20 protein-coding genes are annotated in these 18,760 nt (G+C 71.3%); 13 read left to right on the plus strand and 7 right to left on the minus strand.

Features of this window, described 5'->3' with window-relative positions:
* Positions 1-135: 135 nt before the first annotated feature.
* Entirely contained in the window at positions 136-1,383 is a 1,248-nt protein-coding gene (locus ACIBNE_RS13330; RefSeq protein ID WP_399271642.1) for a DUF4157 domain-containing protein, read from the plus strand.
* A gap of 48 nt (positions 1,384-1,431) precedes the next feature.
* On the opposite strand, the gene ACIBNE_RS13335 is transcribed toward ACIBNE_RS13330, so the two are convergent.
* The 3 genes from ACIBNE_RS13335 to ACIBNE_RS13345 all read right to left on the minus strand — a co-directional run bounded on the left by ACIBNE_RS13335 (position 1,432) and on the right by ACIBNE_RS13345 (position 3,490).
* A complete protein-coding gene (locus ACIBNE_RS13335; protein WP_399271643.1) occupies positions 1,432-2,229 on the minus strand; it encodes an aminoglycoside phosphotransferase in 798 nt (265 codons plus the stop codon).
* Positions 2,230-2,406: 177 nt separating this feature from the next.
* Positions 2,407-2,682 (minus strand): DUF397 domain-containing protein, encoded by a 276-nt coding sequence (locus ACIBNE_RS13340; protein ID WP_399271644.1) that lies wholly within the window; start codon positions 2,680-2,682, stop codon positions 2,407-2,409.
* Positions 2,642-3,490 (minus strand): Scr1 family TA system antitoxin-like transcriptional regulator, encoded by an 849-nt coding sequence (locus ACIBNE_RS13345; RefSeq protein ID WP_399271645.1) that lies wholly within the window; start codon positions 3,488-3,490, stop codon positions 2,642-2,644. The genes ACIBNE_RS13340 and ACIBNE_RS13345 overlap by 41 nt, the downstream gene beginning before the upstream one ends.
* 113 nt (positions 3,491-3,603) lie before the next feature.
* Between ACIBNE_RS13345 and ACIBNE_RS13350 the strand changes: the two genes are divergently transcribed.
* Positions 3,604-4,029 (plus strand): ATP-binding protein, encoded by a 426-nt coding sequence (locus ACIBNE_RS13350; RefSeq protein ID WP_399271646.1) that lies wholly within the window; start codon positions 3,604-3,606, stop codon positions 4,027-4,029.
* A gap of 11 nt (positions 4,030-4,040) precedes the next feature.
* The gene (locus tag ACIBNE_RS13355) at positions 4,041-4,193 is read left to right on the plus strand and encodes a hypothetical protein (RefSeq protein ID WP_399271647.1); all 153 of its coding nucleotides are present in this window, start codon (positions 4,041-4,043) and stop codon (positions 4,191-4,193) included.
* Here ACIBNE_RS13355 and ACIBNE_RS13360 read toward each other — a convergent pair.
* Entirely contained in the window at positions 4,190-6,442 is a 2,253-nt protein-coding gene (locus tag ACIBNE_RS13360; RefSeq protein ID WP_399271648.1) for a DUF4157 domain-containing protein, read from the minus strand. The genes ACIBNE_RS13355 and ACIBNE_RS13360 overlap by 4 nt on opposite strands.
* A gap of 690 nt (positions 6,443-7,132) precedes the next feature.
* On the opposite strand from ACIBNE_RS13360, the gene ACIBNE_RS13365 reads away from it, so the two are divergent.
* Positions 7,133-9,385: a DUF4157 domain-containing protein gene (locus tag ACIBNE_RS13365; protein ID WP_399271648.1), complete on the plus strand. Its 2,253-nt coding sequence runs from the start codon at positions 7,133-7,135 to the stop codon at positions 9,383-9,385.
* Here ACIBNE_RS13365 and ACIBNE_RS13370 read toward each other — a convergent pair.
* Together ACIBNE_RS13370 and ACIBNE_RS13375 are read right to left on the minus strand one after the other, a co-directional pair.
* On the minus strand, positions 9,382-9,534 hold the full coding sequence (locus ACIBNE_RS13370; protein WP_399271647.1) for a hypothetical protein: 153 nt from the start codon (positions 9,532-9,534) through the stop codon (positions 9,382-9,384). The genes ACIBNE_RS13365 and ACIBNE_RS13370 overlap by 4 nt on opposite strands.
* A gap of 11 nt (positions 9,535-9,545) precedes the next feature.
* On the minus strand, positions 9,546-9,971 hold the full coding sequence (locus tag ACIBNE_RS13375; RefSeq protein ID WP_399271646.1) for an ATP-binding protein: 426 nt from the start codon (positions 9,969-9,971) through the stop codon (positions 9,546-9,548).
* Between the two features lie 113 nt (positions 9,972-10,084).
* On the opposite strand from ACIBNE_RS13375, the gene ACIBNE_RS13380 reads away from it, so the two are divergent.
* The 3 genes from ACIBNE_RS13380 to ACIBNE_RS13390 all read left to right on the plus strand — a co-directional run bounded on the left by ACIBNE_RS13380 (position 10,085) and on the right by ACIBNE_RS13390 (position 12,143).
* Positions 10,085-10,933, plus strand: a complete 849-nt coding sequence (locus ACIBNE_RS13380; RefSeq protein WP_399271645.1) for a Scr1 family TA system antitoxin-like transcriptional regulator — start codon at positions 10,085-10,087, stop codon at positions 10,931-10,933.
* Complete coding sequence (locus ACIBNE_RS13385) at positions 10,893-11,168, plus strand: DUF397 domain-containing protein (RefSeq protein WP_399271644.1); 276 nt, start codon at positions 10,893-10,895, stop codon at positions 11,166-11,168. Before ACIBNE_RS13380 ends, ACIBNE_RS13385 begins: the two co-directional genes overlap by 41 nt.
* 177 nt (positions 11,169-11,345) lie before the next feature.
* Positions 11,346-12,143 carry an aminoglycoside phosphotransferase gene (locus tag ACIBNE_RS13390; protein ID WP_399271643.1) on the plus strand — a complete coding sequence of 266 codons (798 nt, stop codon included), beginning with the start codon at positions 11,346-11,348 and terminating at the stop codon, positions 12,141-12,143.
* Between the two features lie 48 nt (positions 12,144-12,191).
* Here ACIBNE_RS13390 and ACIBNE_RS13395 read toward each other — a convergent pair whose 3' ends face one another.
* Positions 12,192-13,439: a DUF4157 domain-containing protein gene (locus ACIBNE_RS13395; RefSeq protein WP_399271642.1), complete on the minus strand. Its 1,248-nt coding sequence runs from the start codon at positions 13,437-13,439 to the stop codon at positions 12,192-12,194.
* Between the two features lie 250 nt (positions 13,440-13,689).
* On the opposite strand from ACIBNE_RS13395, the gene ACIBNE_RS13400 reads away from it, so the two are divergent.
* From ACIBNE_RS13400 to ACIBNE_RS13425, 6 genes are all read left to right on the plus strand, one after another.
* Entirely contained in the window at positions 13,690-15,282 is a 1,593-nt protein-coding gene (locus ACIBNE_RS13400) for a hypothetical protein (RefSeq protein ID WP_399271641.1), read from the plus strand.
* An 11-nt stretch (positions 15,283-15,293) separates the two neighbouring features.
* Positions 15,294-15,944, plus strand: a complete 651-nt coding sequence (locus ACIBNE_RS13405; RefSeq protein ID WP_399271640.1) for a hypothetical protein — start codon at positions 15,294-15,296, stop codon at positions 15,942-15,944.
* A 153-nt stretch (positions 15,945-16,097) separates the two neighbouring features.
* Positions 16,098-17,675: a phage tail sheath subtilisin-like domain-containing protein gene (locus ACIBNE_RS13410; RefSeq protein ID WP_399271639.1), complete on the plus strand. Its 1,578-nt coding sequence runs from the start codon at positions 16,098-16,100 to the stop codon at positions 17,673-17,675.
* Between the two features lie 63 nt (positions 17,676-17,738).
* A complete protein-coding gene (locus ACIBNE_RS13415; protein ID WP_399271638.1) occupies positions 17,739-18,176 on the plus strand; it encodes a phage tail protein in 438 nt (145 codons plus the stop codon).
* Positions 18,176-18,595, plus strand: a complete 420-nt coding sequence (locus ACIBNE_RS13420) for a hypothetical protein (RefSeq protein WP_399271637.1) — start codon at positions 18,176-18,178, stop codon at positions 18,593-18,595. The genes ACIBNE_RS13415 and ACIBNE_RS13420 overlap by 1 nt, the downstream gene beginning before the upstream one ends.
* A complete protein-coding gene (locus ACIBNE_RS13425) occupies positions 18,592-18,744 on the plus strand; it encodes a DUF6760 family protein (RefSeq protein ID WP_399271636.1) in 153 nt (50 codons plus the stop codon). Before ACIBNE_RS13420 ends, ACIBNE_RS13425 begins: the two co-directional genes overlap by 4 nt.
* Positions 18,745-18,760 lie beyond the last annotated feature (16 nt).

An 18,760-nucleotide genomic window follows, 5' to 3' on the forward strand; every position in this document is an offset into this window, starting at 1 on the left:
GCCCGGTCATCGGGGCCCGGAGCGCCGGTTTCCTCCGGCGGGGGGTTGCCCCCGCTTCTGCCCTTTGGTTCCTGGCCCGCCTCGCCGCGGGTGCCGTAGAACGGGTGGGGAAGCCGTTGCGCAGGGGAGCACTGAATGTCTCGTACACAGGAATCGCCGGGAGCCGACAGGGAAGCGACGGCCACCGCCGCCCGCCGGTCTCGGCCGGAGACGTCGGTCTCCGCGCAGATGATGGCGCTCCAGCGCACCGCGGGCAATGCCGCCGTCGCGAGATCCGTGGAAGAGGAGCGGCACCAGCACGGTGCGGGCTGCGGGCACGGCGAGAGCGTGCAGCGTTCGGCGGTGCCCGACGTGCTGCGCTCGGCGGGGAAGCCCCTGGACGATTCGACCCGCAGCGACATGGAGTCGAGGCTCGGCGCGGACTTCTCCGACGTACGCATCCACGACAACGCCGCCGCCAAGGCATCGGCCGCCGAGGTCGGCGCCCGCGCCTACACCTCGGGATCCCACGTCGTCATCGGCGACGGCGGCGCCGACAAACACACCCTCGCCCACGAACTCACCCACGTCATCCAGCAACGCCAGGGCCCCGTCGCGGGCACCGACAACGGCTCGGGCCTCAAGGTCTCCGACCCCACCGACCGCTTCGAACGCGAAGCCGAAGCCAACGCCACCCGCGCCATGAACGGCCCCGCCCCCGTCCAGCGCGCCGAGGACGAGGGCGCCGGGCCGACGGGGCCGGTCCAGGGCCGTGCCGTCCAGCGGATGGCCGCCTCCATGAAGGACCGGCTGCGCACCGCGTTCATGACCGCTTTCGACGCGGACCCGCACACGACGTTCGACTCGGTCTACTGGGACTTCGCGACGGCGCAGGGCATGTCGCAGAGCGTCGCGACGAACGCCGCGGGGAGCGCGCGGACGGTCTTCGACGGCGTCGTCTCCGAGCGGGCCGACGCGGCGGCGGCCGCGCAGGCGGAGGTCGACGCGCGGCGCGCGAACACCCGCCCCAACGCCCGCGACTCCTGGGTCATGGCGGAGGACGTGCACTTCATGGCAGGCACGTCGCGCGCCGACCTGAAGGACACGACGTACGAGCAGCTGAAGAACAACCAGATCCGGGCCAACGGCGTGGGCAAGGTCAGGTTCGAGCCCGAGCTCAACATGCGCTGCCACGTGCACGGTCTCACGGACAGCCAGGGCATCTCGTTCGCGTACGTGCTGGAGGCCGACTACCGCGTGCGGGTGTACGTCTACGACGTCGCCGACAAGCGGGTCAACGGCAACCAGTACGAATGGCGGAGGGGCGGCAAGGAGTACACCAGCAGCGCCGAGATTCCCGGCTACGAGGAGGCCGTGGCACGCGGCAACGCCCTGAGCAGGTGACCGCCGTCGGCGTACCGCCCCGCCCGGGGGCGGCACGCCGACGCCCGCTCAGCGCGTCCAGTACGCGGCCCAGGCGCGCGAGCCCCGGGTGACGCGTTCGATGCCGGGGACGCCGTCGTCCCTCAGGTCCGCCCAGCGCGCGGCCTCCGCCCGCCCGAGCACCGCGACGGCCCGTGGGTCGGCCGTGCGGAAGGCGGGCACCCGCCGCGCCCAGCGCGCCGCCCCGGCCGGGGTGTGCCCGCCGTCGGAGACCAGACGGACCGCCCACAGCGCCGCGTCGATCCAGGCGGCGCCCCGGGCGGCCCAGGCCCAGTCGACGACGTGGGCCCGGCCGCCGCGCACCAGGACGTTGGTGGCGGCGAGGTCGGTGTGCAGCAGCGCGTCCCCCGCCAGGAGGGACACCTCGCCTTCGGCGCAGTAGTAGCCCCAACGGTCCCCGGCACTCAGCAGCGCGACCGGCGGTGCCGGGGTGCCGCCGAGTGCGGTGAGCGCCCGTACGACCGCCTCCAGGTCCGCCGCGCCGGGCCGGTAGTCGGCGTGCTCGCCCGCGACGGCGTCGAAGGCGACGAGCACCCACCCGGCGGTCTCCGTGCGCCACCGCACGCGCGGGCAGCCGTCCGGCAGGTACGGGCCGACGCGGTACTCCAAGTCGAGTTCGTCGGCCTGGTCGTGGCCGCTGCGGATCCCCTTGACGAACACGCGGTCGGCGGGGGAGGTGAGCACGGCGGCCACCGCACAGTTGCCGCCCCCCGCCGTGTCGACGGCGGAGCACGCACCGACCCGCCGGGCAACGGCTTCACGTACCGGACCGGGCAGCTCGGCGAAGGGAACACGATCGACGGGCACGATCCGCCGGGCTACCTGGGCGGCTTGGGCGGGAACGGCGGATTCTTGTCCGGCGTCGTCGGACCCGGCGGGCGAGGCTGGGGAGACGGGGTCGTCGGGCCGCGCGGAGGCTTCTTCTCGGCGGTCAGCATGCGGCCGAGAGTAGCGGCGTCGGAGCGACCCGGGACAGCCCGCCGGTCAGGCTTCCAGCCGTCCTTCGGCGGCCGCGGTGGTGAATGCGGTGAAGGCGGTGGGGGTGATGGTGAAGGCGGGGCCGTCGGGGTTCTTGGAGTCGCGGACGGCGATGCGGCAGGGCTGGGCGGCGATCTCGACGCACTGGCCCTGGTCGGCGCTGTAGGAGGACGTGCGCCAGGCGGCGGTGCCGAAGGGGGCGCATTCGACGCAGTCGCCCTGGTCGCCGCTGTAACTGGACTTACGCCAGGCCGCGTTCATCAGGTGCTGATTGGCTTCCATAACGCTCCTCCATGACGCGGCTGATCTCTGCCGCCGAATCCTCTACGGAGAGGGCTGCGGCCTGCAAGTGAGCGTAGCGGAGGGTGCCTTCCCTGACAGTTGCAGGGTTGGCGGTCGCGTGACCTTGGACGAAATCCTCGGTGTAGACGATGTCTGGGTCGTTGTCGAAGCGGAGGAGTGTGAACATACCGGGTTGCCCGGCATGGGCTCCCACCTTGAAGGGCAGGATCTGGAGGTTTACGTCCGGGCGGTCGCGGAAGCTCAACAAGTGGGCGAGTTGGTTCCACATGATGTGGCGGCTGCCGACCTCTCGCCGTAGCACTCCCTCATCCATGACCACGGTGAGCGCAGGCGGATTCTCTCGGCTTAGGACGCGCTGGCGCTCCATGCGAGCCTCGACCCTTGTGTCCAGGTCGTTCGGGTCGTACGCCCCCATGACCGCCCTCGCGTAGTCCTTGGTCTGGAGCAGTCCGTACACCACCTGAGCTTCATAAATAGAGATGTACGTCGCCTTCGCCTCCAACCCCGCAACCTTCCTGAACCACGACGGAAGTTGGCTCCGCAGCACCAGGCCCACCAGCCTCCCCATCTCCCCGCCCGTGTTGAACACCTGGTCCACGCGTTCCGCGAACTCCCTCGTCGGGACCTTCCTCGCCGTTTCGATCTGGCCGATCAGCGAGCCCGTACAGAAGAGCTTCGTGCCCAACTCGTCCTGTGTGTCGCCCGTTTTCACGCGGAGGTGACGGAGTTCCGAGCCGAAGTGGTCGAGCGCCGACGCGCTCGGGTCGAGTTCACGGTTGCGCGCCATGGCGTCTCCCAACAGCTGGGACGGTTCGTTCCCGTACGTAGCCGAGAGTAGCCAGCGGGTCTCAGGGTGGTGGGCAGTTCCAGGCAACTACCCGCCCCCTACCGGGAGTTATCGTGCACCTGATCGAAGGCGATCCGCCGGGCCCCGCCGTTCAGTACGGCATGGACTTCACCGTCGGTGAGCACTCCGCGCGGCACGTGCGCCGCATCGTACGGACCTACCTCCGTCTCTGGGAGATGGACGACCTCGTCGAAGCCGCCGAGCTGGGCATCACCGAGCTGCTGGCGAACGTCGTGCGCCACGTCCCCGGGCGGCACTGCGCGTTCCAGTTGCTGCGGCGGCCCGAGGGGCTGCGGGTCGAGGTGTGGGACTCCTCGCCCGTGCTGCCCGTCCCGCGCACGGCCGGTCCGCTCGACGAGCGCGGCCGGGGCCTCGTCCTCGTCGAGTCCGTCACCGCGCGGTGGGGCGCCGAGCGGTCCGGTACGGGCAAGACCGTGTGGTTCGAGTGCACGTGCAAGAACCACCTGCCCGGCGCCTGAGACCGCCTGGGATGCTGACCCCCGCACACTTCGCACTCGGCCTCTGTGGACTGCTGATGGCCCTGGCCGTCCCCGGGGCGTTCGACGACCGCGGGGTGCTCTTCGGTGCCGCTGCGGCCCTCGGGGGCGACGACCACGGGCGGGAACCCCTCGGAGCTGCCTAGTACTTCAACTTGCGGCCCGTGTTCAGCCGTTCCAGCAGCCCGAACGCCGACATCGCGAGCGGTTTCAGGTCCTTGGTGTGGACGTCGACCGCGTTCATCCGGCGGAACTCCGCGACCATCAGGGCGATGGTCTCACCGCTCGCCCGGTCCGTGGCCGTCTCCTCGGCGGACAGCGCGCCCAGCGACTTGTGGATGCCCTCCCACTCCTCCTCGTGGCCCTCCACCGCCGGGTCCGCGCGCTCGTCCTCGCTGAGCTTCGTGAGGTTCTTCAACAGGTCCTTGCCCGCCGGGATGCCCTCCAGCCAGGCCCTCCTGGTCAGCGAGACGGACGTCTCCGTACGGGCGCCCGCGAGCCCCCGCTCCACGGTCCTGCCGAACACCGGGTCCCCCGGCCCGCCGAGCAGGCCCGCCGACGCCGCCGCCGAGTGGACCAGCTCGGCGAAGCCCGCCGGGTCCGCCGCGAAGTGGTCGCGCACCGACGCGGGCAGCGACCTGAAGCCCTGCGCGAAGTCGTTGCGGGCCATCAGGCCGCCCGCGATGGACTTGGCGTTCGCGCCCTGCTGGAGGGTCTGGCTCTCCAGCAGGTACGAGACGAGCAGCCCCACCAGGCCGGTGAGCGCGCCCCGGCCCTCCTCGGGCACCGCCGACGCCTCCACCACCCTGCTCGCCGCGCCCGTCGCGGACGCCAGGTTGCCCAGGTTCGCGACGTTGTAGAGGTCGCGGTGCGCCTTCTCGCGGCGCTTGGGCTTCATGGGGTTGTACTTGTCGGGGAGCGTGTCCTTCAGCGGCCACGTCTCGGGCGGTACCAGGTACTCCACCAGCTCGGGCAGCCGGTCCAGGCGCAGGCCCGCCGTCGTCTGCGGCGCGAACGCCAGCGGCTTGCCGTCGGGGTAGATCCGCAGGTCGGGCCGTGGGACGGCGTTGCCCCGCGTGATGTCCTCGGACTTGATGAACGGCTTCGACGCGTTGCCGTCCAGGAACGCGGTCATGGCCGTGAGGTCGTTCATGACCTTGGAGAGGGTCTTGCGGTCGGAGATCGGATCGGTGATCCACTCCAGGTTGGAGCCGCCCGACGGGCTGGCGTCCGCGGTGAGCGCGTAGCCGCTGCCCTGCGCGACCATGCCCTCCACCAGGCCCTTGCCCAGGTTCTCGCCGAGGAGCGGGGCCTCGGAGACCTTGCTGTCGACCATGAGGTTGTAGACGAAGCCCTTCCGCTTCGCGTTCTCCGCCCCGTCGGGAGACCGGCCGAGGCCGAGGTGCTCCAGCACCGCCAGGCCCGCGGCCGTGGGGCTGCCGCCCGCGTCGACCCAGCCGTCGGCCCCCGCGAGCTGTTCGGCCGTGACGTCCTTGCGGTAGCTGCTGTACGGGTTCACGCGGATCGACAGGAGCATCTCGCGGTCGATGTCGGTCTCCCGCGCCGCCTGCCGCCCCGCCAGGACCTCGGCGTCCGCGCCGCCCGCGTCCTCCACCTTCCGTACGTTCCACTGCGCCTCGAACTCGAAGCCCACCGCCCGCTGCACCGCCGCCGGATCCCCCGGCACGGGCGCGGAGTTCTCGTCCTCGGCGCGCTGCACGGGGGCGGGGCCGTTCATGGCGCGGGTGGCGTTGGCTTCGGCTTCGCGTTCGAAGCGGTCGGTGGGGTCGGAGACCTTGAGGCCCGAGCCGTTGTCGGTGCCCGCGACGGGGCCCTGGCGCTGCTGGATGACGTGGGTCAGCTCGTGGGCGAGGGTGTGCTTGTCGGCGCCGCCGTCGCCGATGACGACGTGGGATCCCGAGGTGTAGGCGCGGGCGCCGACCTCGGCGGCCGACGCCTTCGCGGCGGCGTTGTCGTGGATGCGTACGTCGGAGAAGTCCGCGCCGAGCCTCGACTCCATGTCGCTGCGGGTCGAATCGTCCAGGGGCTTCCCCGCCGAGCGCAGCACGTCGGGCACCGCCGAACGCTGCACGCTCTCGCCGTGCCCGCAGCCCGCGCCGTGCTGGTGCCGCTCCTCTTCCCCGGCGCGCTGAACCACCCCGTCCGCGCCGCCCGTCGGGCGGCCCACCGCGGCGCCGAGCGCCGCGTTGCCCGCCGCGCGCTGGAGCGCCGCCGCCGCGCCCGGGGTCAGGCCCCGGGCCCCGCGCGCCGCGACCGCGCGCGCCGCCGCGCCCGCTCCCGCCCCGGTGTTCCCGGGCGACCTGGCCGCACCGGGGTCCGTCCGCTCGCCCCGGCCGCCGCGGTCTTCGCCCCGAGCCGTCTGGTCCGTACGCATGCGGCGAGTCTGCCGGGCGCGCGCGGCGCGAGGAAGAGCCCGCGGGGCAGGACCCGTGCCCGATCGGGCAGGTGCGCGGCAGCCGGATCCGTACCCGTGGATTCCGGATGTCGTGCCAACCAACTTCCGTCAAACGGGCGTTGATCTTCCATTGATCCGCCGCTGGCACGGTTCCTCCGTCAGTCCAGTACAGCAACGAGAGGCGGAACCGTCATGGCCAAGCGCGCCAAGAAGATCAGCTCGCTCGCGTCCCACATGCTCTCCCGGGTGACCGGCGGCAAGATGGGCGGCTCGTACCCGATCTACCACTACTACTCCTGATCCCGGGCGGGCCGGGGGGCCGTGCACGGCCCCCCGGCCCGCCCGGGATCAGGAGTAGTAGTGGTAGATCGGGTACGAGCCGCCCATCTTGCCGCCGGTCACCCGGGAGAGCATGTGGGACGCGAGCGAGCTGATCTTCTTGGCGCGCTTGGCCATGACGGTTCCGCCTCTCGTTGCTGTACTGGACTGACGGAGGAACCGTGCCAGCGGCGGATCAATGGAAGATCAACGCCCGTTTGACGGAAGTTGGTTGGCACGACATCCGGAATCCACGGGTACGGATCCGGCTGCCGCGCACCTGCCCGATCGGGCACGGGTCCTGCCCCGCGGGCTCTTCCTCGCGCCGCGCGCGCCCGGCAGACTCGCCGCATGCGTACGGACCAGACGGCTCGGGGCGAAGACCGCGGCGGCCGGGGCGAGCGGACGGACCCCGGTGCGGCCAGGTCGCCCGGGAACACCGGGGCGGGAGCGGGCGCGGCGGCGCGCGCGGTCGCGGCGCGCGGGGCCCGGGGCCTGACCCCGGGCGCGGCGGCGGCGCTCCAGCGCGCGGCGGGCAACGCGGCGCTCGGCGCCGCGGTGGGCCGCCCGACGGGCGGCGCGGACGGGGTGGTTCAGCGCGCCGGGGAAGAGGAGCGGCACCAGCACGGCGCGGGCTGCGGGCACGGCGAGAGCGTGCAGCGTTCGGCGGTGCCCGACGTGCTGCGCTCGGCGGGGAAGCCCCTGGACGATTCGACCCGCAGCGACATGGAGTCGAGGCTCGGCGCGGACTTCTCCGACGTACGCATCCACGACAACGCCGCCGCGAAGGCGTCGGCCGCCGAGGTCGGCGCCCGCGCCTACACCTCGGGATCCCACGTCGTCATCGGCGACGGCGGCGCCGACAAGCACACCCTCGCCCACGAGCTGACCCACGTCATCCAGCAGCGCCAGGGCCCCGTCGCGGGCACCGACAACGGCTCGGGCCTCAAGGTCTCCGACCCCACCGACCGCTTCGAACGCGAAGCCGAAGCCAACGCCACCCGCGCCATGAACGGCCCCGCCCCCGTGCAGCGCGCCGAGGACGAGAACTCCGCGCCCGTGCCGGGGGATCCGGCGGCGGTGCAGCGGGCGGTGGGCTTCGAGTTCGAGGCGCAGTGGAACGTACGGAAGGTGGAGGACGCGGGCGGCGCGGACGCCGAGGTCCTGGCGGGGCGGCAGGCGGCGCGGGAGACCGACATCGACCGCGAGATGCTCCTGTCGATCCGCGTGAACCCGTACAGCAGCTACCGCAAGGACGTCACGGCCGAACAGCTCGCGGGGGCCGACGGCTGGGTCGACGCGGGCGGCAGCCCCACGGCCGCGGGCCTGGCGGTGCTGGAGCACCTCGGCCTCGGCCGGTCTCCCGACGGGGCGGAGAACGCGAAGCGGAAGGGCTTCGTCTACAACCTCATGGTCGACAGCAAGGTCTCCGAGGCCCCGCTCCTCGGCGAGAACCTGGGCAAGGGCCTGGTGGAGGGCATGGTCGCGCAGGGCAGCGGCTACGCGCTCACCGCGGACGCCAGCCCGTCGGGCGGCTCCAACCTGGAGTGGATCACCGATCCGATCTCCGACCGCAAGACCCTCTCCAAGGTCATGAACGACCTCACGGCCATGACCGCGTTCCTGGACGGCAACGCGTCGAAGCCGTTCATCAAGTCCGAGGACATCACGCGGGGCAACGCCGTCCCACGGCCCGACCTGCGGATCTACCCCGACGGCAAGCCGCTGGCGTTCGCGCCGCAGACGACGGCGGGCCTGCGCCTGGACCGGCTGCCCGAGCTGGTGGAGTACCTGGTACCGCCCGAGACGTGGCCGCTGAAGGACACGCTCCCCGACAAGTACAACCCCATGAAGCCCAAGCGCCGCGAGAAGGCGCACCGCGACCTCTACAACGTCGCGAACCTGGGCAACCTGGCGTCCGCGACGGGCGCGGCGAGCAGGGTGGTGGAGGCGTCGGCGGTGCCCGAGGAGGGCCGGGGCGCGCTCACCGGCCTGGTGGGGCTGCTCGTCTCGTACCTGCTGGAGAGCCAGACCCTCCAGCAGGGCGCGAACGCCAAGTCCATCGCGGGCGGCCTGATGGCCCGCAACGACTTCGCGCAGGGCTTCAGGTCGCTGCCCGCGTCGGTGCGCGACCACTTCGCGGCGGACCCGGCGGGCTTCGCCGAGCTGGTCCACTCGGCGGCGGCGTCGGCGGGCCTGCTCGGCGGGCCGGGGGACCCGGTGTTCGGCAGGACCGTGGAGCGGGGGCTCGCGGGCGCCCGTACGGAGACGTCCGTCTCGCTGACCAGGAGGGCCTGGCTGGAGGGCATCCCGGCGGGCAAGGACCTGTTGAAGAACCTCACGAAGCTCAGCGAGGACGAGCGCGCGGACCCGGCGGTGGAGGGCCACGAGGAGGAGTGGGAGGGCATCCACAAGTCGCTGGGCGCGCTGTCCGCCGAGGAGACGGCCACGGACCGGGCGAGCGGTGAGACCATCGCCCTGATGGTCGCGGAGTTCCGCCGGATGAACGCGGTCGACGTCCACACCAAGGACCTGAAACCGCTCGCGATGTCGGCGTTCGGGCTGCTGGAACGGCTGAACACGGGCCGCAAGTTGAAGTACTAGGCAGCTCCGAGGGGTTCCCGCCCGTGGTCGTCGCCCCCGAGGGCCGCAGCGGCACCGAAGAGCACCCCGCGGTCGTCGAACGCCCCGGGGACGGCCAGGGCCATCAGCAGTCCACAGAGGCCGAGTGCGAAGTGTGCGGGGGTCAGCATCCCAGGCGGTCTCAGGCGCCGGGCAGGTGGTTCTTGCACGTGCACTCGAACCACACGGTCTTGCCCGTACCGGACCGCTCGGCGCCCCACCGCGCGGTGACGGACTCGACGAGGACGAGGCCCCGGCCGCGCTCGTCGAGCGGACCGGCCGTGCGCGGGACGGGCAGCACGGGCGAGGAGTCCCACACCTCGACCCGCAGCCCCTCGGGCCGCCGCAGCAACTGGAACGCGCAGTGCCGCCCGGGGACGTGGCGCACGACGTTCGCCAGCAGCTCGGTGATGCCCAGCTCGGCGGCTTCGACGAGGTCGTCCATCTCCCAGAGACGGAGGTAGGTCCGTACGATGCGGCGCACGTGCCGCGCGGAGTGCTCACCGACGGTGAAGTCCATGCCGTACTGAACGGCGGGGCCCGGCGGATCGCCTTCGATCAGGTGCACGATAACTCCCGGTAGGGGGCGGGTAGTTGCCTGGAACTGCCCACCACCCTGAGACCCGCTGGCTACTCTCGGCTACGTACGGGAACGAACCGTCCCAGCTGTTGGGAGACGCCATGGCGCGCAACCGTGAACTCGACCCGAGCGCGTCGGCGCTCGACCACTTCGGCTCGGAACTCCGTCACCTCCGCGTGAAAACGGGCGACACACAGGACGAGTTGGGCACGAAGCTCTTCTGTACGGGCTCGCTGATCGGCCAGATCGAAACGGCGAGGAAGGTCCCGACGAGGGAGTTCGCGGAACGCGTGGACCAGGTGTTCAACACGGGCGGGGAGATGGGGAGGCTGGTGGGCCTGGTGCTGCGGAGCCAACTTCCGTCGTGGTTCAGGAAGGTTGCGGGGTTGGAGGCGAAGGCGACGTACATCTCTATTTATGAAGCTCAGGTGGTGTACGGACTGCTCCAGACCAAGGACTACGCGAGGGCGGTCATGGGGGCGTACGACCCGAACGACCTGGACACAAGGGTCGAGGCTCGCATGGAGCGCCAGCGCGTCCTAAGCCGAGAGAATCCGCCTGCGCTCACCGTGGTCATGGATGAGGGAGTGCTACGGCGAGAGGTCGGCAGCCGCCACATCATGTGGAACCAACTCGCCCACTTGTTGAGCTTCCGCGACCGCCCGGACGTAAACCTCCAGATCCTGCCCTTCAAGGTGGGAGCCCATGCCGGGCAACCCGGTATGTTCACACTCCTCCGCTTCGACAACGACCCAGACATCGTCTACACCGAGGATTTCGTCCAAGGTCACGCGACCGCCAACCCTGCAACTGTCAGGGAAGGCACCCTCCGCTACGCTCACTTGCAGGCCGCAGCCCTCTCCGTAGAGGATTCGGCGGCAGAGATCAGCCGCGTCATGGAGGAGCGTTATGGAAGCCAATCAGCACCTGATGAACGCGGCCTGGCGTAAGTCCAGTTACAGCGGCGACCAGGGCGACTGCGTCGAATGCGCCCCCTTCGGCACCGCCGCCTGGCGCACGTCCTCCTACAGCGCCGACCAGGGCCAGTGCGTCGAGATCGCCGCCCAGCCCTGCCGCATCGCCGTCCGCGACTCCAAGAACCCCGACGGCCCCGCCTTCACCATCACCCCCACCGCCTTCACCGCATTCACCACCGCGGCCGCCGAAGGACGGCTGGAAGCCTGACCGGCGGGCTGTCCCGGGTCGCTCCGACGCCGCTACTCTCGGCCGCATGCTGACCGCCGAGAAGAAGCCTCCGCGCGGCCCGACGACCCCGTCTCCCCAGCCTCGCCCGCCGGGTCCGACGACGCCGGACAAGAATCCGCCGTTCCCGCCCAAGCCGCCCAGGTAGCCCGGCGGATCGTGCCCGTCGATCGTGTTCCCTTCGCCGAGCTGCCCGGTCCGGTACGTGAAGCCGTTGCCCGGCGGGTCGGTGCGTGCTCCGCCGTCGACACGGCGGGGGGCGGCAACTGTGCGGTGGCCGCCGTGCTCACCTCCCCCGCCGACCGCGTGTTCGTCAAGGGGATCCGCAGCGGCCACGACCAGGCCGACGAACTCGACTTGGAGTACCGCGTCGGCCCGTACCTGCCGGACGGCTGCCCGCGCGTGCGGTGGCGCACGGAGACCGCCGGGTGGGTGCTCGTCGCCTTCGACGCCGTCGCGGGCGAGCACGCCGACTACCGGCCCGGCGCGGCGGACCTGGAGGCGGTCGTACGGGCGCTCACCGCACTCGGCGGCACCCCGGCACCGCCGGTCGCGCTGCTGAGTGCCGGGGACCGTTGGGGCTACTACTGCGCCGAAGGCGAGGTGTCCCTCCTGGCGGGGGACGCGCTGCTGCACACCGACCTCGCCGCCACCAACGTCCTGGTGCGCGGCGGCCGGGCCCACGTCGTCGACTGGGCCTGGGCCGCCCGGGGCGCCGCCTGGATCGACGCGGCGCTGTGGGCGGTCCGTCTGGTCTCCGACGGCGGGCACACCCCGGCCGGGGCGGCGCGCTGGGCGCGGCGGGTGCCCGCCTTCCGCACGGCCGACCCACGGGCCGTCGCGGTGCTCGGGCGGGCGGAGGCCGCGCGCTGGGCGGACCTGAGGGACGACGGCGTCCCCGGCATCGAACGCGTCACCCGGGGCTCGCGCGCCTGGGCCGCGTACTGGACGCGCTGAGCGGGCGTCGGCGTGCCGCCCCCGGGCGGGGCGGTACGCCGACGGCGGTCACCTGCTCAGGGCGTTGCCGCGTGCCACGGCCTCCTCGTAGCCGGGAATCTCGGCGCTGCTGGTGTACTCCTTGCCGCCCCTCCGCCATTCGTACTGGTTGCCGTTGACCCGCTTGTCGGCGACGTCGTAGACGTACACCCGCACGCGGTAGTCGGCCTCCAGCACGTACGCGAACGAGATGCCCTGGCTGTCCGTGAGACCGTGCACGTGGCAGCGCATGTTGAGCTCGGGCTCGAACCTGACCTTGCCCACGCCGTTGGCCCGGATCTGGTTGTTCTTCAGCTGCTCGTACGTCGTGTCCTTCAGGTCGGCGCGCGACGTGCCTGCCATGAAGTGCACGTCCTCCGCCATGACCCAGGAGTCGCGGGCGTTGGGGCGGGTGTTCGCGCGCCGCGCGTCGACCTCCGCCTGCGCGGCCGCCGCCGCGTCGGCCCGCTCGGAGACGACGCCGTCGAAGACCGTCCGCGCGCTCCCCGCGGCGTTCGTCGCGACGCTCTGCGACATGCCCTGCGCCGTCGCGAAGTCCCAGTAGACCGAGTCGAACGTCGTGTGCGGGTCCGCGTCGAAAGCGGTCATGAACGCGGTGCGCAGCCGGTCCTTCATGGAGGCGGCCATCCGCTGGACGGCACGGCCCTGGACCGGCCCCGTCGGCCCGGCGCCCTCGTCCTCGGCGCGCTGGACGGGGGCGGGGCCGTTCATGGCGCGGGTGGCGTTGGCTTCGGCTTCGCGTTCGAAGCGGTCGGTGGGGTCGGAGACCTTGAGGCCCGAGCCGTTGTCGGTGCCCGCGACGGGGCCCTGGCGTTGCTGGATGACGTGGGTGAGTTCGTGGGCGAGGGTGTGTTTGTCGGCGCCGCCGTCGCCGATGACGACGTGGGATCCCGAGGTGTAGGCGCGGGCGCCGACCTCGGCGGCCGATGCCTTGGCGGCGGCGTTGTCGTGGATGCGTACGTCGGAGAAGTCCGCGCCGAGCCTCGACTCCATGTCGCTGCGGGTCGAATCGTCCAGGGGCTTCCCCGCCGAGCGCAGCACGTCGGGCACCGCCGAACGCTGCACGCTCTCGCCGTGCCCGCAGCCCGCACCGTGCTGGTGCCGCTCCTCTTCCACGGATCTCGCGACGGCGGCATTGCCCGCGGTGCGCTGGAGCGCCATCATCTGCGCGGAGACCGACGTCTCCGGCCGAGACCGGCGGGCGGCGGTGGCCGTCGCTTCCCTGTCGGCTCCCGGCGATTCCTGTGTACGAGACATTCAGTGCTCCCCTGCGCAACGGCTTCCCCACCCGTTCTACGGCACCCGCGGCGAGGCGGGCCAGGAACCAAAGGGCAGAAGCGGGGGCAACCCCCCGCCGGAGGAAACCGGCGCTCCGGGCCCCGATGACCGGGCGGGCACTTCCGGCTGCCCTTGCCGCCGCCCCTTCTCCCCTCGTACGCGAAGGAGCCCGCGGCGATAGTCGGAACCGTACGACCGCTGTCCAGGGCGCACGGGGAGGACGAGCGACATGAGGCCGACGCACCACGGCCGGCAGGAAGCGGGCCGCGGCGACCGTCCCGAACCCCGCCCGGCGCGGGAGTCGCTGACCGCGTCCGCCGCACGCGCGGCGGCGGCCGGAGGCGCGGCGCGCCTGGACCCGGGCGCGGCGGCGGCCCTACAGCGGGCCATGGGCAACGCGGCGTTCGCCGCGACGGTGCAGCGCTCGGCGGACTGCGACGGCCACGCGCACGGCACGGCCCCCGCGCACGGCACCGCACCCGCCCCCGTGCAGCGCGCCCAGGATCCGGCCGGGGCGGTCCCGGTCATCCAGCGCAAGTGGACCGACGGCACCATGTCCGGCGACGATCCGGTGTTCACCTCGGACAACGGCCGCGCCGGATCCGTGGAGGTGCACAACCTCAAGGGAACGCCGCTGGGGCCCGCGGCGAACTCCCCCTCGGTCGAGCCGGTCGGCTGGGGCGCCCTGAGGTCGCAGGGGTTCACGAAGATGGCGCCGGGCGGCGAGAAGCCCGACGGCGCCCCCTACCGCGCCGTGCGCATGCACCTGTTCAACGGGCGCCTCGGCGGCCCCGGCAACAACACCGACAACCTCGCCCCCGGCCCGGGAAAGCTCAACTCCCAGATGTCCGCCCAGGCGGAGGACCCGGCGAAGCACCTGGTGGAGCTCGGCAACGCGGTGTGGCTGAAGACCACGGTCTCCTACCAGACCAGCGCCGTGAACGCCCAGGACCTCACGTCGGTCGTGCCGAACCACATCAACATGCAGTGGGGCGTCGAGGGCGACGCGGCGTCCGCGCGGTCCTGGAGCTCGGCGATCACGCTTCCCGTCGACCCGCTCACGCCGCAGCAGGCGGCCGACCTGCGGAGCTGGAGCCAGGGCCCCGACGCCCTGCTGAACGCATTGCAGGGACAGAGCAGGCAGGTCATCGGCCAGGCGCTCGGACTCGTTCCCGGCCACGACCTGAAAATGGCGCTGATGAGGACGTACCCGGACCTCTACCGGGACCTCAACGCGACCGACCAGGCGGCTTTCCTCACCGTGCTTCCCAGCACGGCCGAACGCGTCAATTTCCTGGGCGTCATCAATCTGGGTGTCGACGAGATATTCCCCCAGGTGCTCCATCCGCTGTTCCAGGCGGGACACCAGGCCATGGCCGAGGAGATCTTCCGGGACTGCAACATCGCCGACGACGTCCAGCGAAAGATGGTCTTCCAGTACGGCCCCGCGCTGCTGGAGACGATAGGCAACGCCGGATACGAATTGGTGATGCGCGACAGGGCCGGATACACGCTGCTCAAGCACTTCCCCGAATCTTCCGTCGCGGCCCTGCTCGACGTGCTCGACCAGAACGGGTCCCTCAACCCGCTGCTGGCCCAGGCTTCCGCGCTCGACCGCAACAAGACGCTGGACAGCTGGGCCACCGCCAGGGCCGGAAACGATTCCGAGCAGTGCAAGGCGTTCATCAACGGAACGAGCATGGCCCAGGACTACAAGAACCAGTACAGCCTGTGGAAGAAGTCCAAGGACGACGCGGCAGCATACAGAGAGGGCCGCCCGAAGCGCGGAGCGGCCGCCCGTGCTTCCAACTCCGACGGATGACAGGAGCTTCCATGAGCAACGGAAATACCAAAAACGCCGAGAACAGCGAGAACGCCGGGTACAGGGACCGGATCGAGGCGCGGGTCGCCGACCTCCGTGCCACTCCCGGCTTCACGGTGCGCGCGTTCGAGATCGCTCCGCCCCTCGGCCGGGACGGGATCGAAGGGGTCCGCGCCGCGGTGCACGGCCACCTTCCCGAAGGCCTCGCGGAATTCCACGCGGAACTCGACGGCTTCCTCCTCGACTGGGAGTACACCGAGCCCGGCGCGTCGGGCCCGGCCACCGATTTCGGCTCCCTCCACTTCCTTCCGCTGGCGAAGGTTTTCGCCGACGGCCTGGGCGACACCTGGTACGACGACTTCGAGGGCGGCGACCGGTTCCGGGCCGTGAAACCCTTCGACGTGTACGCTCCCGAAGCGTGCGCCGCGTTCCTCCAGGAACCGGATTCCGCGCCGCAGGACCCGGTGTACTTCCACTATTTCGGCGAGGCGCTGGAACCGCTCGACCTGACGTTTCCGCAGTACGTCGAAGGGGCGCTGAGCGCCTGCGGTTATGTGAACTGGCGCATGGCCCTCACCCCCGACGATCCCGGACTGCCCGAGGCCCGGCGCACTCTGGAACGCATGCGGGAAATCGTTCCCGGGTTCCGCGAACTGCCCTGACCGCGGAACCTCTGCCCGATCGGGCAGCTTCCCCTGCCCGTGGTGACGTCCGGGTGTCTCTATGAACCGGGGGCCCGAAGGGCCATCGTCAAGAGGGTCCCGTCACCACCGGCTCGATCACCTCAACGGTCTCTTCTAGGAGAACACCCCACTATGCCCACGTACCTGTCCCCCGGCGTCTACGTCGAGGAAGTCGCCAGCGGCTCCCGCCCGATCGAGGGCGTCGGCACCTCCGTCGCCGCGTTCGTGGGCCTCGCGCCCGTCGGGCCGCTCAACGAGCCGACCCTCGTGACCAACTGGTCGCAGTACGTGGCGTCCTTCGGTGACTTCACGGACGGGTACTACCTCGCCCACTCCGTGTACGGGTTCTTCAACAACGGCGGCTCCGCCGCGTACATCGTGCGCGTCGGCGGCGGGGACGCGCAGGGCACCCAGTCCGTGTCCTCCGCGGCGGCCGGCGCCGGGCAGCTCCAGCTGACCGCGGGCGAGTCCGTCGCGCTCGGCACCTTCAAGGTCGCCGCCATCGCCGCGGGCTCGGCGAACAACGGCGCGCTCACCGTCGAGGTGCAGGACATCGAGGGCGAGAACGACCGCTTCAAGCTCGTCGTCAAGGACGGCGACAAGACCGTCGAGTCCTTCGACGTCTCCGCGAAGAAGAGCGCCCGCAACTACGTGGTCGCGCAGGTCAAGCAGCGCTCCAAGACCATCGTCCTGGAAGAGGCCGCCCCGGCCGCCCAGCTGGCCAAGCCGGACGCGCAGGCCGTCACCCTGGCCCCGCCCGCCCCGGCGCCGGTCCCGGTCGTCGCCGCGCAGGACGCCCCGCTGGAGTCGGGCCAGTTCATCGGCGACTCCGCCGACCGGACCGGCTTCGGCGGCCTGGAGGCGTACGACGAGATCAACATGGTCGCCGTGCCCGACCTGATGGCCGCCTACCAGCAGGGCCTCATCGACCTGGAGCAGGTCAAGGCCGTCCAGCTCGGCCTGATCGCGCACTGCGAGCTCATGGGCGACCGCATGGCGATCATCGACACGCCGCCGTCGCTGAACGCCCGCGACGTGCGCAAGTGGCGCCAGGAGGAGTCGAACTACGACTCCGCCTACGCCGCGGTCTACTACCCGTGGATCAAGTCCTTCGACCCGTCCACCGGCCAGGCCCGCCTGGTCCCGCCGTCGGGCCACATGGCCGGCATCTGGGCCCGCAACGACGCCGAGCGCGGCGTGCACAAGGCCCCCGCCAACGAGGTCGTGCGCGGCGCCGTCGACCTGGAGCTCCAGATCACCCGCGGCGAGCAGGACCTGCTCAACCCGATCGGCGTCAACTGCATCCGCGCCTTCCCGGGCCGCGGCATCCGCGTCTGGGGCGCCCGCACGCTGGCCTCCGACCCGGCCTGGCGCTACCTGAACGTCCGCCGCTACTTCAACTACCTGGAGGAGTCGATCCTGATCGGCACCCAGTGGGTGGTGTTCGAGCCGAACGACCAGTCGCTGTGGGCCAGGATCCGCCGCAACATATCCGCCTTCCTGGTGACCGAGTGGCGCCAGGGCGCCCTGTTCGGGCAGCGCGCCGAGGACGCCTTCTACGTGAAGTGCGACGAGGAGACGAACCCGCCGGAGTCCGTCGACCTCGGCCGCGTAGTCTGCGAGATCGGCATCGCTCCGGTGAAGCCGGCCGAGTTCGTGGTCTTCCGCCTCGCGCAGTTCCAGGGCGGCGGCGGCGAGCTGGAGGAGTAGTCCTTCCGCACCACGCCTCCACACCCCCTTCAGCTCAACCCTCACGAACAGGAGTGACCCGTCATGGACATGGGCGATGCCCTCACTACCCATAATTTCGGTCTGCAGATCGACGGCGTGATGATCGAGACCCTCCAGGAGGTCTCCAGCCTCACGATGGAGCAGGACGTCATCGAGTACCAGCAGGTCTCGGCCGACGGCAAGCCGATCGTCAAGAAGCTCCCCGGCGTGAAGAAGGCCGGCGAGTGCACGGTGACGCGCGGCGCCACCCAGTCCCAGGCGTTCACCGAGTGGATCGCCGCGTCCATCGCGGGCGACATGGGCTCGGCCCGCAAGGACGCCTCGATCATCTTCATGGACTACCAGCTGTCCGAGGTGAAGCGCTACAACCTGCGCAACGCCTGGTGCTCCAAGGTCGAGGTGAGCGGGACCAAGGCGGGCGACGCCGCGGCCCTGACCGAGCAGGTCACCATCACCTTCGAAGAGCTGACGCTCGGCTAATGCGGCGCGAGGGACCGGCGGGGGCGCAGCAGCCCCGCACACAGGAGCCGCTCCGCACGGAGTTCGAGTTCGAGCTGCCGCGGGGCTTCGTCGACGAGGCGGGCACCGTGCACCGCAGCGGCGCGATGCGGCTGGCCACGGCCAGGGACGAGCTGCTACCCCTGCGGGACGTCCGGGTGCGCGAGAACCCGGCGTACCTGTCCGTGGTGCTGCTCGGCCGGGTCATCACCCGGCTCGGCACGCTCCCGTCGGTCCACGACGGGACGGTGGAGAACATGTTCGCCTCCGACCTGGCGTTCCTCCAGGACTTCTACCGGCAGATCAACGCGGAGGGCCACACCAGGGCCTCCGTCGCGTGTCCGCACTGCGAGGAGTCCTTCGAGGTCGAGCTCGCCGGGAGCCGCCTGGGGGAATCGTGACGTACGCGGCCGACCGGATCGAGGAGGAGACCGCGTACCTCGCCTACCACTTCCACTGGGGCATGGACGACATCCTCGATCTGGAGCACGCCGACCGGCGCAAGTACGTCGCGCAGGTCGCGTCCCTGGTGGAGCGGTCGCAGGCGTGATCGCCTGACGGGAAAG

The organism is Streptomyces sp. NPDC050504, from assembly GCF_044458065.1.
Classification (GTDB): domain Bacteria; phylum Actinomycetota; class Actinomycetes; order Streptomycetales; family Streptomycetaceae; genus Streptomyces.